This window comes from Psychrobacter sp. D2 (assembly GCF_013608135.1).
In the GTDB taxonomy this organism is placed as follows: Bacteria; Pseudomonadota; Gammaproteobacteria; order Pseudomonadales; family Moraxellaceae; genus Psychrobacter; species Psychrobacter cryohalolentis.
This window is the reverse complement of the sequence record NZ_JACDXZ010000003.1, coordinates 1-16,658: the sequence shown is the minus strand read 5'-3', so window position 1 is coordinate 16,658 and position 16,658 is coordinate 1. Positions and strand designations below refer to the sequence as shown.

Annotated in this window: 14 protein-coding genes; 9 read left to right on the top strand and 5 right to left on the bottom strand. The window is 41.9% G+C overall.

Annotation, left to right across the window (positions count from 1 at the left end; translation table 11 throughout):
* Positions 1–220 precede the first annotated feature (220 nt).
* On the top strand, positions 221–676 hold the full coding sequence (locus H0262_RS04775) for a heme-binding protein (RefSeq protein WP_049751811.1): 456 nt from the start codon (positions 221–223) through the stop codon (positions 674–676).
* A gap of 164 nt (positions 677–840) precedes the next feature.
* Here H0262_RS04775 and H0262_RS04770 read toward each other — a convergent pair whose 3' ends face one another.
* Complete coding sequence (locus H0262_RS04770) at positions 841–2,253, bottom strand: aspartate ammonia-lyase (RefSeq protein ID WP_181209893.1); 1,413 nt, start codon at positions 2,251–2,253, stop codon at positions 841–843.
* Between the two features lie 142 nt (positions 2,254–2,395).
* Positions 2,396–3,310, bottom strand: a complete 915-nt coding sequence (locus H0262_RS04765) for a DMT family transporter (RefSeq protein WP_181209892.1) — start codon at positions 3,308–3,310, stop codon at positions 2,396–2,398.
* Positions 3,311–3,428: 118 nt separating this feature from the next.
* On the opposite strand from H0262_RS04765, the gene H0262_RS04760 reads away from it, so the two are divergent.
* The gene (locus tag H0262_RS04760; RefSeq protein WP_181209891.1) at positions 3,429–4,112 is read left to right on the top strand and encodes a DUF421 domain-containing protein; all 684 of its coding nucleotides are present in this window, start codon (positions 3,429–3,431) and stop codon (positions 4,110–4,112) included.
* Between the two features lie 37 nt (positions 4,113–4,149).
* On the opposite strand, the gene H0262_RS04755 is transcribed toward H0262_RS04760, so the two are convergent.
* Together H0262_RS04755 and pnuC are read right to left on the bottom strand one after the other, a co-directional pair.
* Positions 4,150–4,758: an AAA family ATPase gene (locus tag H0262_RS04755; protein ID WP_181209890.1), complete on the bottom strand. Its 609-nt coding sequence runs from the start codon at positions 4,756–4,758 to the stop codon at positions 4,150–4,152.
* Positions 4,709–5,461 (bottom strand): nicotinamide riboside transporter PnuC, encoded by a 753-nt coding sequence (gene pnuC / locus H0262_RS04750; protein ID WP_181209889.1) that lies wholly within the window; start codon positions 5,459–5,461, stop codon positions 4,709–4,711. Before pnuC ends, H0262_RS04755 begins: the two co-directional genes overlap by 50 nt.
* Positions 5,462–5,781: 320 nt before the next feature.
* Here pnuC and H0262_RS04745 point away from each other — a divergent pair, with 320 nt between their 5' ends.
* The 7 genes from H0262_RS04745 to H0262_RS04715 all read left to right on the top strand — a co-directional run bounded on the left by H0262_RS04745 (position 5,782) and on the right by H0262_RS04715 (position 15,289).
* Positions 5,782–6,927 (top strand): beta-ketoacyl-ACP synthase III, encoded by a 1,146-nt coding sequence (locus H0262_RS04745; protein WP_181209888.1) that lies wholly within the window; start codon positions 5,782–5,784, stop codon positions 6,925–6,927.
* Between the two features lie 242 nt (positions 6,928–7,169).
* Complete coding sequence (prfA, locus tag H0262_RS04740) at positions 7,170–8,258, top strand: peptide chain release factor 1 (protein WP_181209887.1); 1,089 nt, start codon at positions 7,170–7,172, stop codon at positions 8,256–8,258.
* Between the two features lie 39 nt (positions 8,259–8,297).
* Positions 8,298–8,771 (top strand): hypothetical protein, encoded by a 474-nt coding sequence (locus tag H0262_RS04735; RefSeq protein ID WP_181209886.1) that lies wholly within the window; start codon positions 8,298–8,300, stop codon positions 8,769–8,771.
* A 136-nt stretch (positions 8,772–8,907) separates the two neighbouring features.
* A complete protein-coding gene (lysS, locus tag H0262_RS04730) occupies positions 8,908–10,452 on the top strand; it encodes a lysine--tRNA ligase (RefSeq protein WP_181209885.1) in 1,545 nt (514 codons plus the stop codon).
* 115 nt (positions 10,453–10,567) lie between these two features.
* Positions 10,568–11,863 (top strand): hypothetical protein, encoded by a 1,296-nt coding sequence (locus H0262_RS04725; RefSeq protein ID WP_259275405.1) that lies wholly within the window; start codon positions 10,568–10,570, stop codon positions 11,861–11,863.
* 186 nt (positions 11,864–12,049) lie between these two features.
* Positions 12,050–14,155 carry a DNA polymerase III subunit gamma/tau gene (gene dnaX, locus H0262_RS04720; protein WP_181209884.1) on the top strand — a complete coding sequence of 702 codons (2,106 nt, stop codon included), beginning with the start codon at positions 12,050–12,052 and terminating at the stop codon, positions 14,153–14,155.
* Positions 14,156–14,389: 234 nt separating this feature from the next.
* Complete coding sequence (locus tag H0262_RS04715; protein ID WP_011513737.1) at positions 14,390–15,289, top strand: LysR family transcriptional regulator; 900 nt, start codon at positions 14,390–14,392, stop codon at positions 15,287–15,289.
* A 108-nt stretch (positions 15,290–15,397) separates the two neighbouring features.
* On the opposite strand, the gene H0262_RS04710 is transcribed toward H0262_RS04715, so the two are convergent.
* Positions 15,398–16,617, bottom strand: a protein-coding gene (locus H0262_RS04710) for an IS3 family transposase (protein ID WP_181209883.1) whose coding sequence is annotated in 2 segments (ribosomal slippage) — positions 15,398–16,278 and positions 16,278–16,617 — 1,221 coding nt in all. Because the reading frame shifts where the segments join, the coding sequence is not laid out codon by codon here.
* Positions 16,618–16,658: the final 41 nt, after the last annotated feature.

Here is a 16,658-nt window from a genome sequence, read left to right as displayed (position 1 = left end):
GCTGGTGCTGTGACCGCATTTGTACAAGGTATTAGTTTGTTATTACCGCGATTATTCCGTACTTTGCCGGATTTTTGCGTGAGTGGTCAGGTAGCTTTCAAGCCGTTTGGCTGATGCTACTTATCACATTGGTGAGCATGCTGATTATTACTATGAAGCTTGCGCCTGAGAGTTATGCAAAGACAATGAATTATTCATAAAATCAAATCAAGGATTGAAGATGGGAATTACAGCTATGGATAGCGTCTCTTGTACTGAGACACAAGATACAAAAATCTCGTTACTTACAGGCGAGATGGCACAAGATATGGTGAATGCTGCATTTATAGAGTCTAAAAGGCATGGTCTAATGGTATCGGTGACGGTGGTTGATCGTTCTGGGCAAATACTGGCCTTTTTAAAGGATCACCGAGCGGGTGTGCACACTATTCGCTCAAGTTATAAAAAAGCCTATACAGCCAATTCGCAAAAAAGAGAAACAGCGGTTATCGCTAGAGGCGTTGCGGACGGTAGTATTGCTGCCGACATCAGGTACCTTGATGAAAACATACTGATCATGCCGGGCGGTATTCCTGTCTATATTGATGGTATTGTGGCTGGTGGTATTGGTGTGGGCGGCGCACATGGCAATGAAGATGTAAGTATTGCTCTCGCAGGCTTAAGCGTTTTAGAGTAAATATATAGGGCGAGTTCCACGCACTAATTTTTAATTTTCACAATCTTTAGACAGTGCGTAGATATAGCTTATAGGCTTTCCCCAAATAATGCAGGTATGAATAAAATAAAAAAAGGCTGGATTAGCAATTGCTAACCCAGCCTTTTTACGTTAAAAAAGAAAAACTAAGGGGTTAGTTTGACCTTTGGATATACCATGTTAGCAGGAGAGAGTAGATTGTCTAACGTCTCTTTATCCATCAGGTTCTCTTCTAGAACGATGTCATAAACACGACCACCGGTTTCTTGGGCTTTTCTTGCCACATAGGTAGACGACTCATAACCCAAATGTGGGTTTAATGCGGTTACCAGACCAATATTGTTGAATACTTCAGTATTACACGCTTCATTATTCATCATTACGCCATCGATGCAGCGCGTGGCAAATATCTCACAGATATTTGCCATCATGCTCATACCAGTAAATAAGTTGAAAGCAATGACTGGCTCAAAGACATTGAGTTGTAGCTGAGCGTTCTCTGATGCCATGACGATAGCGGTATCAATACCCATTACATGAAAACACGCTTGATTGACCACCTCAGGTATAACAGGGTTTACTTTACCCGGCATGATTGAGCTACCAGGCTGCATCTCAGGCAGGCGATATTGTGCCAAGCCTGCACGAGGACCCGAGGATTGCAAGCGTAAGTCATGAGCAATCTTTGATAGACGAGCAGCAAATAGACGCAGATTGCCAGACAAAGCAACATAAGCACTGGTATCTTGTGTGGCTTCAATCAAATCTTCAGCGATATAATAAGGTCTGCCAGTTAGCTCTTGTAATGTCTCAGCACACAGCTCTGAATACCCAGCAGGTGCATTCAAGCCAGTACCGATAGCGGTACCGCCCATATTAATCTCATGAAAAAGTGCGCGAGTTGACTCGATACGTGCCATCTCTTTTTTGACCATCGTTGCAAAAGCGTTGAATTCTTGACCTGCTGTCATCGGCACTGCATCTTGTAGATGGGTACGTCCCATTTTTAATTGATCGGCAAATTCGATGCTTTTGTTAATTAGACTTTGGTGCAGCACCGTCATCTTATCCAATAGACGCGTGCAATAGTCATCCAATGCGACATTGAGCGCCGTTGGATAAGCATCATTGGTCGACTGCGAAAGGTTGACATGATTATTTGGATGCACATGCTGATATTGCCCTTTTTCATAGCCTAATATCTCTAAAGCACGATTGGCAATGACCTCATTGACATTCATATTGGTTGAGGTGCCTGCGCCGCCTTGAAACATATCGACGATAAATTGGTCATGATATTTATCAGCGATTAAGTCATCACACGCTGCGACAATCGCTTTTCTAACCGTATCATTGAGTACACCAACTTTGTTATTGGCAATAGCCGCTGCTTTCTTGACGGTAGCAAAGGCACGGATAAAGGTAGAGAACTGATGTAAGCGCACACCGCTCACAGTGAAGTTTTCAAAAGCACGTAAGGTTTGGATGCCGTAGTACGCGTCAGCCGGCACATCGCGATGACCAAGTAAGTCGTATTCTTGGCGAGTAGTGGTTGTCATTTAATAAAATTCCTTCAATAAAAAGTCCTGATAAAAACGTCCATCGCCTGCGATATTTATAAAAAACCTGTTATCACTATGGCGATGCCGCCTCAAATGAGCATTATAGACAACATTTCAGCATAAGCGCCTTATATTGTGACTAATATGGCTGTTTATTTAAAATAAAGACCAATACTGCGCTCAAGATGACAGTACTTGCTATCATAAAAGTTAAAGTGATCGGCTCAGACAAAATCACCACGCCCAGTAAAGCTGCAAGCACGGGCACACAAAGCTGTATAACGGCAGCCTGTGTGTTTTTTAATAAAGGCATTGCTATATACCAGATGCTGTAGCCAATACCAGAGGCAATTGTCCCTGATGCACACGCCAACCATATCCCTGCCATGGTGATACTGTCGATATGAATGAGTTGCACATCCATAATGTTTTGATATATAAAACCAGCGACTAATAATATCGGTATCGCTAGCAAACTTCTGATGAAATTAAAACCTGTGGCTCGCAGCGGTGAGAGACAGGTCTTGCCGCGTATGCTATAGATACCCCATGCCACACCGCTGATTGCCATGAGCATGGCAGCGAGTAATGAAGGCATTGAGGCCGATGGTAGCATCAAATATACAAACCCTGTGATGGCAATAACAAAGGCAATCCATTGCAAATGACTCAATGTCTCTTTTTTATAAATCCCCCAACCAATCATAGTGAGCTGAACCGCTGAAAATAAAATCAGCGCCCCAGTGCCAGTCTCAAGCTCTACATAGGCAATCGAAAAACACAGCGCATAAATAACTAAGCTTATGCTACTCAGCCAATTCCCTCTTTCACTTAATATCTCTTCATTGAAAGAATGACTAAGTCTCAATTTGCGATGTCTTAAGTAGTAGGACTGAGCTGCCATGATCATACTCAAGCAGACAGCAGCGCTTAATAGGCGAACAATGGTAAAGCTCCAAGCGTCTATATAACCCTCTGCTAAGGCCATCCTACAAAACAGAGAGTTTGCAGCAAAGGCTATTAACGCAATCAGCGTATACAATGTGACTTTCAAAAATAATTCCTACAATTAATAAGTGAGTTTTTGCATAAAATAGATCAGCTTTAAATAGATCAGCTTTAAATAGAGTGGTTTTGATGCCATCATTAAAAATAATAACAAGGGAAGCATTATGGATTGGGCAAGTATTTTTATTTATGATACAACGTGGGCGTTTGCTGCTGAGATACTGATACGTGTCATTGTCATGTTTGTGCTCATCATTTCATTTTTGCGCTTTACCGGCAAGCGCGGCGTTCGACAGCTCTCCATCTTTGAGCTTACTATCATCTTGTCACTCGGTTCTATCGCAGGTGACCCGATGTTTACCGAGGATTTACCGATTATCCAAGCAGTACTAATTATGAGTACGGTAATACTGCTTTACCGGCTCTGTACATGGGGCATGATGAAATATCAGCCTTTTGAAGATTTGTTAGAAGGTAAGTCCTTATATATCGTCGAAGATGGCATGCTGGTACACGACAAAATAGCAGAAGGGAAAATGTCACATGATGAGTTTTTTGCGGAAATGCGCCAACAGGGGGTCGAGCATTTAGGTCAGGTTCGTACCGGTTTGCTTGAAACCGATGGCAATTTTAGTCTTTTATTATACCCACCTGATGACACTGGCTATGGTCTGCCACTTTTCCCGAAACAGTATCAGGCGGTTGAGCAGGTAGAATCAGGAACATATTACGCTTGTATGTACTGCGGATATTTGGACTTTATCTCTGATGCCAATCAGCCTTGCGAGCGCTGTGAAGATAACTGCCGGAATTGGGCAAAAGCCTTAAACACTAAGCTCGTAAGATAGTAATGGGTGCAAGATTTGACAGTGTTTATTAAATAGCCTAAGCATTATTATTTAATTTAAATGCATCTAGCAATTTTACCACTTGTTGAACCCGCACCTCTTGAGCGCCGCCAATTGATTGAAATGGTTTGTTATAAGCTGTTAGCTGATCAGCAAAATAAGCGCTTATTTCATCGCGCTGATGCGGGCTATCACGCAAGTCATCAGCAATCCAAGGTGTATCAACGTCGGTTAATAGTATTAAGTCATAATGATGCACCAATGCTGCTTGGGTGAGCACTTCAGGGCAATCGCCATAATACCAATTAGAATAAACCATCAGTTCAAACAAGCTGGTATCACAAAATAAATAATGATGGTCGTTTGACGTTTGTGATACTTGCTTTGCCAACTTATTCTCAAGCAGTATCTGACCTTCTGCAATAGGCAGCAAGTCCTCCCACGTACAGGTCAGCTGCTCTTTATCCCATTTTTCTTGCAGATAGGTGCGCATATACTCTGGCACCCAAGGACAGCCAAAATGGGTAGCTAAATCACGGCACAGTGTGGTTTTCCCCGTACTTTCTGCGCCTAAAACTGCGACCTTAATAACGGATTTAGGCGTATGCTGCGTGAGATTGAAGGCGATAGCGTCGTTGCCATTCATAATAAGCCCAAATTGCGATAAGAGTGAAGACTACGTATTGTAATGCTGTAAAGGTTAGACCTTTATAAAAATAGAGAGGTACTGAGATAGCATCAGCGACAATCCAGAGTATCCAATGCTCAATCTTGCGCCGTGCCATCAGCCACATCGCCATCAAAAACAGGGCAGTGGTCAACATATCAGTATAGTCAACCCACGTAAATAGATGCATGCCAAGCTCAGCGCCATCGAAGCTGAAATTGTTATTGATCACTGGTCTAAAATAATAAACCAGACCAACAAAAGCTATAGTTGCCGCGGCTAATAATGCCAATATAGGGACGTCATTTTTATCTAAACGTTCTACTTGGATAAGGTTTGGCGCATCAGTGTTTTTAAGCTCTTGGTTATGTTGTTGAGCGGTGGGGTTTATATGGTTTCGATGCTGTGTAAGTTCTTTATTTTTTGACCAGTTTATCCAGCCATAAATACTCATAATGGTATAATAAGCATTGATAAACATATCACCAAATAATTGCCATTTCCATAACAGATAGACAAATATAGCGGTGCTGACCAAGCCAATAGGGAATACCAAAATATTGGTTTTACTGGCGAGTAGTACACTGGCTACCCCAAAGATAACCGCAATCAATTCCAACCCGATAAACAAGGTCGGATAGTCGGCATACTGACCAAACAACCAATTCAAAAGTTCCACCATTGTCATTCCAAAATAGATAATAAGTTTGATATTTCTTAATAGAGATGTAGACAATCAAAATGCAGATCAATTATTTATACAAATAACGTGAGTAAGCAAGGCTGATTATAACGCAGCTACCGCAAAATGAAGCCAATCTTTGCTTATTCTTGGCAAGAAGCTGATTATTTGTAACAAAGTATTAGAAAAATAATAATATTCAGGCATAATAAAGGCACTTATTTTAAGTTTACAGTCATTCACCCAAAATTAGACGACTGTTGTTTTACTTCACCTTATGCTTATTTCAAGCACCATAGTAGTAGACAAGGAAGCGTATCATGACGACTTGTATCACAGGCACCGGCCTGTATATCCCGCCTTTTAGCATCAGTAATGAAGAACTGGTAGAGTCCTTTAATCAGTATGTTGAAAACTATAATGCAAAACACGCGGCTGACATTGAAGCAGGCACCCTCACGGCTCTTCAGCCTTCATCAGCGGCCTTTATCGAAAAAGTATCTGGTATCAAATCACGCTATGTGATGGAAAAAGACGGCATCTTAAATCCTGACATCATGGCACCTGTTATCGCTTATCGTAACTTGGGCGAAGAACTGTCTATCATGGCAGAAATGGGTGTGGCCGCGTTAAATGATGCCTTGGCTGATGCAGGACTTGAAGCCAATGATTTAGATGGTATCATCCTTGCCTGCTCAAACTTTCAGCGTACTTATCCAGCCGTCTCTATCGAGATTCAAAATGCGATCGGTATGGTAGGTGGCTTTGCTTATGATATGAATGTAGCTTGTAGTGCCGCAACTTTTGGTCTATCACAAGCACATGGTTCTATCGCATCAGGTCTTGCTAAGCGCGTCGCTGTGGTCAACGTTGAAATTACTTCAGCGCATTTAAACTGGCGTAACCGTGACAGTCACTTTATCTTTGGTGATGTCGCAACTGCTTGCATCGTCGAAGAGCTGGATACACCTAAAGGCTATGAGATTCTAAACTCTAAGCTATTTACTCAGTTCTCGACCAATATCAAAAACGAATACGGTTTTATGGATCGCTCAGAGTTTTTAGCAGCGCAAACAGAGATGTATCCGGATCTTAAAGAGCCAGTAACCGATAAATTATTCTTACAAAATGGTCGTAAAGTCTTCCGTGAAGTCTGTCCAAAAGTGTCAGAAGTCATTACTGAGCATCTACAAGAAAACAATATCCCAACCTCTGATGTAAAAATGATGTGGCTCCATCAAGCCAATGCCAATATGCTAGATTTAATCTTGCGTACGGTCATCGGTAAAGAAGCAGACAAAGCCATTGTACCGAGTGTCATTGCTGAATTCGCCAATACCAGCTCAGCCAGCCCAATGATTGTTTTCCATCGCTATAAAGATGATCTTGCATCCGGTGATTTGGGCGTTATTTGCTCGTTTGGTGCTGGTTACTCTATTGGGTCGGTAATCGTCCGCAAGGTGTAATTTTTTAAGCCTTGAGTTTTAGTTATTATCAAAATAGCCAAGAATATTCTTGGCTATTTTTTTATTTAAATTTTAAGCAAAGTTGATGCTGCATTCAAATTATCAGAAAAAAGCGGCGATATTATGGAAGCAGTAAAAAAGTTTGTCCATATATTGACAAGATTGCTGAGAGGTTTTAATTTAAGCGCAAAAATTTGCTATAATCACCGTCTTATTTCAATTATTCAATTAAAAGTCCTTTTATGAAAGAATCCTTACGCCTGCGTTTAGACCAAATGGTAGACCGTTATGAAGAGGTCACTGCCTTATTATCAGACCCGAGTGTCATCAGTGATAACAATACATTCCGTGAATTGTCCGTCGAACACAGCGACTTGATGGATATCACCACTTTATGGCAGAACTATGTTGGTGCAGAAACGGATCAGGCTGATGCAGAAGCGATGCTAAAAGAAGCATCAGATCCTGACATGAAAGAGATGATGCAAGAAGAGATTGACAGTGCTCGCGATACTATCGTAGAGATGGAAGAAGCACTTAATCTCATGATGCTGCCAAAAGATCCTAACGACAAAGTGCCCGCATTCCTTGAGATTCGTGCAGGGACAGGTGGTGATGAAGCAGCGATTTTCTCTGGTGACTTATTCCGTATGTACCAAAAATTCGCCCAGAACCAAGGCTGGACTTTAGAGATTTTGTCAGCCAATGAGGGTGAGCATGGGGGTTATAAAGAAATCATTACTCGTGTGTCTGGTAATAGCGTTTATGGTCGCCTAAAGTTTGAGTCTGGTGTACATCGTGTTCAGCGTGTACCTGATACAGAAAGCCAAGGTCGCGTGCATACGTCAGCCTGTACTGTCGCTGTGATGCCTGAAGTTGAAATTGATGATACGGTTGATTTGAATCCAGCTGATATTCGCTTTGATACTTTCCGCTCAAGCGGTGCTGGTGGTCAGCACGTGAATACTACCGACTCTGCTGTACGTTTGACGCATATACCAACGGGTACCGTGGTAGAGTGTCAACAAGAACGCAGTCAACATAAAAACCGTGCGCAAGCGATGAAAATGCTGATTTCAAAAATTCAGCAAGTCAAAGTCCAAGCACAGGTAGATGCCGCTGATACGATACGTCGTGATTTGGTCGGTAGCGGTGATCGTTCAGAGCGTATCCGTACCTATAATTTCCCGCAAGGACGTATGACGGATCATCGTATTAACCTGACTTTATATAAGCTTGACTCGATTATGGAAGGTGACTTGGATGAAATCCTTGATGCGCTGTTACGTGAGCATCAAGCGGACTTGATGGCAAGTATTGGTGGTGCTTAATAAGCACTTCATCAGCCAACAATATAAGAGGCATATGCCATGCATATGATAACTAATTTATCGCTACTATTACCGTTTAACAAAATCGCGATGACTATTGTCGCTATTTTGATGGCGTTTTGGTTATCTGCTTGTAGCGTCACGCCTTCATCAACGTCAGTCGTAAAGCCAGACCAGACCGATGATACTGCAATGAATGATAAAAATGACCCTTTTTCTTATCAAGCGTGCATCTATCCGCCTAACGATATGGTACGAGCGTGCACGGCAAAGGGTGGCGCATTTTCACAGCAAGGTCGGCTTGGTTGTTATCAATGTGTGGTAAATTATACCGATGCAGGAAAAGCTTGCCAAGACAGTACCGACTGCCAAGGTAAGTGCAAAAATACCGGTGAGTTCATTAAGGGTGGTACTAAAAACCAGTCTGGGCAATGCGCTAGTGACAGCAGCGGTTTTGGCTGTTATCAAACCATAGAAAAAGGTGTGGCACAACCTGCTATCTGTGTTGATTAATTTACTATTTATTTTTAATACTAAAGCCACATAACTGTTATGTAGCTGCCTAATTTGAATTTTTTGTTTTAATCCCTTAATTTAAGTTTATCGTTTTCGTTTATTCCTTTAATTATCTAATAATTTTGAGAGTGTTATGTCAAAGCCTAATAATCAAAATCAGCAAAACAATCAAGAGCAAGCTCCAGAAGACGCTAATGAGCTGATTGCCCAATTGCAAGCCAAGCTGGATGATATCGTCGCTTCAGGTAAACAGCCTTATCCGAATACGTTTAAGCGCACAGATTATGCTCAAGACTTGCAGGCAGCTTTTGAGGGTATCTCAAAACAAGAAATTGCTGACAATGATGCTAAAGGCGAAAAAACACAGGTGAATGTCGCTGGTCGCGTCATGCTGAACCGTGGGGCGTTTATTGTTATCCAAGATATGACAGGTCGTATCCAGTTATATGTGGCACGCAAAGAGTTAGATGAAAAGACGTTAGCAGACATCAAATCGCTAGATTTGGGTGATATCGTTGGTGTATCAGGTTATATCGGTCGTTCAGGCAAAGGCGATTTGTACGTACATATTGAAGAGATTGAGTTATTGACCAAAGCATTACGCCCAATGCCAAATAAATTTCATGGACTAGCTGATGTGGAAGCACGCTATCGCAATCGTCATCTTGATTTGATGACTAATGAGACGACCCGTGATACCTTTATGGTGCGCAGTCAAGTCATTAGCGGTATTCGCAAATTTATGCTAAATGAGCGTTTTATGGAAGTTGAAACGCCTATGATGCATCCGATCCCAGGTGGTGCAGTGGCACGTCCGTTTGTGACCCATCATAATGCGTTAGACATGCCATTATATCTGCGTATTGCTCCTGAGCTTTATCTTAAGCGCTTGGTCGTTGGTGGCTTTGAGAAAGTCTTTGAGATTAACCGTAGCTTCCGTAATGAAGGCGTTTCAACCCGTCATAATCCTGAATTTACCATGATTGAGTTTTATCAAGCGTATGCAGATTATCATGATTTGATGGATTTGACTGAGCGCTTATTTAACGAATTGGCGATCGATATCTTAGGTACCACCGAGATTACTTACCAAGAAGAAGCCATTAGCCTAAAAGCGCCATTTATACGTCTATCTATGTCTGATGCGATTGCCAAATATGCAGAAAACTTTGATATGAATCGTATTAACGATCGTGAGTATCTTGCAGAGTACGCATCGACAACGCTAAAGCAACAGGTAAAGGATGTCTTTGGTGTGGGTAAGTTGCAGACCATCATCTTTGAAGAAACCGCTGAGCACCAATTGCGTCAGCCGACGTTTATCACTGAATACCCTGCTGAAACCTCACCGCTAGCACGCCGTAGTGATGATAACCCTGAGATTACGGATCGTTTTGAGCTGTTTGTCGGTGGTCGTGAGTTGGCTAATGGCTTTAGTGAGCTTAATGATCCTGCAGATCAGGCTGAGCGTTTCCTTGGTCAGGTGGCTGAAAAAGATGCTGGCGATGATGAAGCGATGCATTTCGATGCAGAGTATATCGAAGCTTTGTCTTATGGTTTACCGCCAACAGCAGGTGAAGGTATTGGTATCGACCGTTTAGTGATGTTATTGACAGACTCTGCCAGTATTCGTGATGTGATTTTATTCCCACATATGCGCCGTAAGCTTGAGGGTTAAAGATAGTTTGCTTGCCATAAGTCTATGCTAGCACTAAACTGAACATAAGATGGCTTTCTCCGCTTTGATGGAATAGCCTTCTATGGTTTTTTAGTACTTAATTAATAGGGACATTATGCATACTATGGACAATCAGCAAGTAACGCCCTCGATTTGGCAACAGATGATTCAACAGAGTTTTTTGTCTTTGTATGACTTATCAGAAAAGAAAATCACTAGCCCTGAATATTTTCAGGGTTATGATTTTGTTTTCAAGTTTTCTAATGCGACGGTTTATCTTATTGTCAATGATGTCGTGATGCAGGCAAGTAAGCAAGACATTGATACTACTCAAGTTCGTACATGGAGAAAAGAAGTTGTCAATCAGCTTATCAAGCAACATGCACATCTTTATCTCAAAAACGATAAAGCTATCACTCATAAAAATGAAGCGACATCTAATAAACCCGTATATTTTATTGGATTAACGTCACTTTCAGTCCAGCATCAAGATTGCGATCATAATGATCTACAAAACCAGTATTCATCATCGCCATCTTATGCGGTTGGTTATGAGTATGGCAGTCAGTTCTTTGCTGAAGATTGTGTGTTAGATTTGGACGATGAACACAGCGTTCTACAAGTGTTTAGCTACCAGAACTTTGCTGAGATATTAAACCAGTTGGTGACGCCAAGTGATTTGACCGCCTATCTAGCGTTTCATCGCAGTAAACTGACTGGGTTTGAGACGTTTGCAGATGAATCGACTTTGCTTGTGCAGTTCTTACAAGCGCCAGATTTTCATCATAGGGCGATTGAAGTTCAAGAGCAATTGGTTAGTCATGAATTGATAGCACAGATTGAACCACGATTGATAAAAGCAGCAGAGCCTAACCAAACTGAGTTTGCGGCAGCGCTGATGGCAGAGATTCAGAAGAATACTCGAATGTGGTACAAGCTCTTTAATAGTTTAATCAAAAGCTGTTATGAAGCGGGTAACCCATTGCCAAAAGAGCAGGTTGATATTTTGGTCGATGAATCCATGTACACCTATGCGTGTTTAATAGAAAAAATATTGGCCCATAGAACAATTGACCAAAAATCGCGCTGGACAGGTTATGTGCGCCATGAGCACTCTTACAATGTATTTGGTCGCCATTATTTAATGGTATTTTATGCGCAAGATAGCAATAGCTCGTTAAGTGCAGATAAAGTTCGTGCTGGTCATCAAGATTTGCTATTTGAGCTCAACGCCCAAATGCAGCAGCCCGTTATGCAAGAGCTGTTTTTAATTGGTGTCGATGTCAGACCTTGTGAAGATAGCGTGAATACCGAAGTACATCTTGATGCTTTCCATCAGCATGGATCGCTTATCGATGTGAATACGCAGCGTTTATATCAACAGTTGGCTCAATTGAGAGCTCAATCATAGCCTAGTTTTGAGACTTAAGTTTGATAGCTGTTTTTGATGCTTGGTTTGGATAGTTAGGTTCAATAGTTAGGTTCAATAGTTAGGTTCGACACTTATTTTTGACATTTAGCTTCGATAACTGATTTTAAGATAAATTGCTAATTTGATGCTTTACTTATATTTTTACGACTTACCTTGGCATTCATTATGACGCAGCAATATCAAGTTTTAGCCCGCAAATACCGCCCCAAAAACTTTCACGAGTTGATTGGGCAAACGCATGTCTCACAGGCATTGATTAATGCGATTGATTACAATCGTCTGCATCACGCTTATCTATTTACGGGTACGCGCGGCGTCGGTAAGACGACCATCGCCCGTATTTTGTCTAAATGTTTAAATTGTGATACTGGCATTACCAGTACCCCATGTGGCGTGTGTGATAATTGCGTGGCGATTGATCAAGGGCGTTTTATTGATCTGATTGAGATTGATGCAGCTTCTCGTACCAAAGTTGAAGATACGCGCGAGCTACTGGATAATGTGCCGTATGCGCCAAGCCAAGGCCGTTATAAAGTCTACCTGATTGACGAAGTGCATATGCTGTCGACACACAGTTTTAATGCGCTTCTTAAGACTTTGGAAGAGCCGCCTGAGCATGTCAAGTTCCTATTAGCCACTACGGATCCTCAAAAGCTGCCGATTACTATTATCTCGCGCTGTCTGCAGTTCGTATTGCGTCCTTTGTCGCAAAGCTTGCTCAGTGAGCATTTAGCCAATGTTCTAACCCAAGAACAAGTAGGCTATACACAGCCTGCACTTTGGCAATTGGCTAGTGCGGCAAAAGGTTCGGTACGTGACGCCTTATCGTTGACCGATCAAGCCATTGCTTTTGGCCAAGGTGCGCTGGATGATGTCACGGTCAATGCCATGCTTGGTCTCATTGATGCGGCCGATTTAGTGAGTTTAATTACAGATATCTATAATCATGATAAGCCTGCTGTCGCTGCCCATATCGAGCAGATGCGTGCGCAAATGGTTGATGCTAGCAGTATGTTTGACGGACTCGCTGAGCTATTGCATCAGTTGGCATTGTGTCAGCTGCTGCCCGAAGTCGCTCTCAATGTCAATGAAGCGCAAGCACAGCATATCAATCAGCTTGCCCAGCATATGAGCCCTGATGTATTACAGCTTTATTATGAAATTGTGGTACAAGCACGGGAAGGCGTCAAGCTTGCCAGTACGCCGATGCAAGCACTTGAGATGTGTATTTTACGTCTCTTAGCTTTTCGTCCCTTACCGGTTGATGAGATATTAGCCAATGTACCTGATAGTACAGTAACGGCTATAGAAAAACCTACTACCACTGTCTCTAGCGCTACGTTAATCACTGAGCCAGTGTCATCATCATTAGAATTACAAACTCAATCTGATAATATCGTTTATGAGAATATTGATATAAGTGTCAATGATAAACAGGATGTTGGCGCTGATAATAGTATTACTCAACATGAGCAATATTACTCAAATGACGAGGCTAGTCATTTAAGCCAGTATGACAATTCTAGCGTTTATGACACGCTAGAATTGTCCAATAATCAGCCTGAACCTGTTGTTGAACCCGTTGTTGAACCCGTTGTTGAACCCGTTGTTGAGCCCGTTGTTGAGCCCGTTGTTGAGCCCGTTGTTGAGCCCGTTGTTGAGCCCGTTGTTGAGCCCGTTGTTGAGCCCGTTGTTGAGCCCGTTGTTGAGCCCGTTGTTGAGCCCGTTGTTGAGCCCGTTGTTGAGCCCGTTGTTGAGCCCGTTGTTGAGCCCGTTGTTGAGCCCGTTGTTGAGCCCGAGGTAAATGATTCTCAATTATTCAGTCAATCTGAAGACCCTCGTGCGCTTCTGCGTTGTCCGCCGCAAGAATTGATAGGTGAGTGGACACCAGAAAAATGGGACTATTGGCTACAAACTGCTCGTGAAGCCGCTAGTTTGGCTCAAGATGAATTGGCGCTTGCCCGTCAAGGTATGATGACAGGCAGCTGTAATGCCGAAGCCATCTTTGTCACAGCAGTCGATAGTAAGCATTTGCAGGCAACCTTTGAGCAGCTAGCGACAAAGATGCAGGTACAATTCCCTGATGCCGCCATCAGTTTACGAATTGATAGCAGTATCGCGCAAGCCGATGATAAAACCCCAGAGCGTCGTCAACAAAAACGTCTCGTTGAGGCTAAAACAGTGGCAGAATCAAGATTGTTTAATACGCCAGTGATGCAATATTTAACCGAGCGTGGCGAAGGCAAAATGGGCAAGGTTCAGTTATATTAAACAGTCATACATTTATTAATTGATAGTTTATAAAGATTAGCACTTTATTAAAAATATTGTATCTATTAAAAAATCAAGTTGATATTGATCTATCATCTTGATTTTTTTGCTTTTATTGATTAAGGAACACTCACATCTTACTCTGAGTTTAATATTAAAAAACTGTAAGATTTATCATTATCCGCTATAATGGTTAAGTTATATTAACAACTAAAAAGCAGCTTGGATGAGAATATGTTAGATAATCTACGTGGTATGGCTGTGTTTGCTAGTGTGGTCGGACACGGCTCCTTTAGTGGTTCAGCCCGTGAGCTTGGTATCACCACCAGCGCCGTCAGTCAGCAAATACGTTCTTTAGAGAACGAGCTTGGTGTGGTGTTATTACATCGCTCAACCCGTAAGCTCAGCTTAACAGAAGCGGGTGCTAGCTTTTATGAAGCGGCAAAAGATGTGGTAAGTGCGGCAGAGCAAGGTCGAATTAAAGTCAATCAATTACGTGATGAATTGGCAGGTAGTTTGCGTATTGCAACGACCCCAGAGCTTGGTGTCAATCATATTTTGCCAGCACTATCGACTTGGATGTCAGCGCACGATGATCTTAGTATCACCTATTTTGCAGATAATAATTATATTGATATGATTGATGAGCGAATCGATATTGCGATACGTATGAGCCCCAATATCAACGACTCAACTGTGAGCAATCATCCGTTATCTGATGTACGTCAAATGTTGGTCGCTTCACCACAATATTTACGTCAGCATAAGAAAATCGAAACGCCGAAAGATTTGGCAGATCATCATCTTATCTGTATTGATATCATGAAGGATACAAATAATGTTGAGCTGACTCAGACTGAGACTGGTAAAAAAACACGTATCAAAATGACGTCGCGTATCCATACCAATAATGTCTTTATGGCAATGACCATCGCCAAAGAAGGTCATGGTATTCTTAGAATGATGGAAATGGATGTCAAAAAAGAGCTAGAATCGGGCAACTTGGTCGAAGTTTTGACCGGCTACCAGATGCCAAGTTTTGTACTATATGCTGTAACCTTAAACCGTGAGCAACAGCCTGCAAAAATCACGCGTTGCTTAGAGGTATTAAAAAAATACTTTCATGCAAACTAAGGTTTAGTTTATTTAAATGCTAACAAAGCTGAATGATTAATGTCTCGTCCTAAAATATATTGATAGTTTTTGCTAAGCCAGATACCCTGAATATCTGGCTTTTTTGTATTAAGCAGGAGATAAATAACCGTCATGTACCTCAGCAGGTGTTCTCATATTTAAACTTAAATGCGGTCTGATATGGTTATAGACATAAACAGACTCATCGATCAGCTGTTTAAGCTCACTCATCGTATTGCACTCATACAACAAGAACTCATTCTTTAAAATCCCATTAACGCGCTCAGCCAATGCATTTTGATAACAATCATAGCCATCGGTCATAGACGGTGTGATGTTATTTGCTCTAAGCACCTCTTGATACTCTGATGCACAGTACTGTAGACCTCTATCAGAGTGATGAATCGCTTTATGAGTATAACGCCGCCTTTGAGCTGCCATCTTAAGCGCTTTTACAACCTCAGTCGCTGGCATACTCTCACTTAAATGATATCCCATAATCTGTCTTGAATACCCATCCGTCACTAAAGATAGGTAGTGCGTCCCTTGTTTGGATGTGACATAAGTAATATCAGCCACCAAGGTTTGTTCAGGCTTGATAGGCGCAGGGGCATCTTTCGTTAGATTGGGATGCTTTTTCATCCAGTGCTTACTAAAGGTCGTCTTTGTATAGCTACGTTTGGGCTTAACCAACAAGCGGTGTGCTCTTAGATAATCAAAGAAGCCATCACGGCCAATCTTTATGCCATGAGCCATCAGCTTAGGCTTAATGAGCCAATATAACTTCCGACCTCCTATGCGAGGCATGAGCATTCGATACGCTTGCACCCAGTCTTTGATGACAGTAAACTTGCTTGCTTTGTCATGCTGCCGAATACGATGTTGATATACCGCTTGCGGACTAACACTAAGCAAACGACATCCTTGAGCTAAACTTATTTGTTTGTCTGTTTTGAGTTTCCAAAGGATGCCGTAGAAGACTTTTTTCTAGCATTTTCTCCATAGTCATTTTCAAATACTTCGACTACTTTACTTAAAATAAGGTTATGTGCTTTAGCATCAGCCAGTTCACGCTCTAAACGTTTGATGGTTTGGGCAGGGGTTTCTTTATGCGGCATAGTCTGGCTCTTAAGGGGATGGATCCAGTCTAATTTACCATGCTTTCGCAGCCACACCAAAACGGTACTGCGTCCTTGTATGCCATAAATTGCTTGCGCTTGTTTATAGGTCATGTCGCCTTTTTCTATACTGTCAACGACGGCTAATTTAAAGCCTAAGGTGTAATCTTTTTGAGTGCGCTTAACCTTTACAGTGTCTAACTTGTCCATGAATAAGCTCCTTTTTCGTAAACTTATTTCAGGACGGGACA

What these genes read in the sequence shown, in the direction of transcription:
- H0262_RS04735 (WP_181209886.1), top strand. Translation starts at nt 8,298, where the DNA reads ATGCATATGATAACTAATTTATCGCTACTATTACCGTTTAACAAAATC.
- H0262_RS04745 (WP_181209888.1), top strand. Translation starts at nt 5,782, where the DNA reads ATGACGACTTGTATCACAGGCACCGGCCTGTATATCCCGCCTTTTAGC.
- dnaX (WP_181209884.1), top strand. Translation starts at nt 12,050, where the DNA reads ATGACGCAGCAATATCAAGTTTTAGCCCGCAAATACCGCCCCAAAAAC.
- H0262_RS04775 (WP_049751811.1), top strand. Translation starts at nt 221, where the DNA reads ATGGGAATTACAGCTATGGATAGCGTCTCTTGTACTGAGACACAAGAT.
- H0262_RS04760 (WP_181209891.1), top strand. Translation starts at nt 3,429, where the DNA reads ATGGATTGGGCAAGTATTTTTATTTATGATACAACGTGGGCGTTTGCT.
- H0262_RS04715 (WP_011513737.1), top strand. Translation starts at nt 14,390, where the DNA reads ATGTTAGATAATCTACGTGGTATGGCTGTGTTTGCTAGTGTGGTCGGA.
- H0262_RS04770 (WP_181209893.1), bottom strand. Translation starts at nt 2,253, where the DNA reads ATGACAACCACTACTCGCCAAGAATACGACTTACTTGGTCATCGCGAT.
- prfA (WP_181209887.1), top strand. Translation starts at nt 7,170, where the DNA reads ATGAAAGAATCCTTACGCCTGCGTTTAGACCAAATGGTAGACCGTTAT.
- pnuC (WP_181209889.1), bottom strand. Translation starts at nt 5,461, where the DNA reads ATGGTGGAACTTTTGAATTGGTTGTTTGGTCAGTATGCCGACTATCCG.
- H0262_RS04755 (WP_181209890.1), bottom strand. Translation starts at nt 4,758, where the DNA reads ATGAATGGCAACGACGCTATCGCCTTCAATCTCACGCAGCATACGCCT.
- lysS (WP_181209885.1), top strand. Translation starts at nt 8,908, where the DNA reads ATGTCAAAGCCTAATAATCAAAATCAGCAAAACAATCAAGAGCAAGCT.
- H0262_RS04725 (WP_259275405.1), top strand. Translation starts at nt 10,568, where the DNA reads ATGCATACTATGGACAATCAGCAAGTAACGCCCTCGATTTGGCAACAG.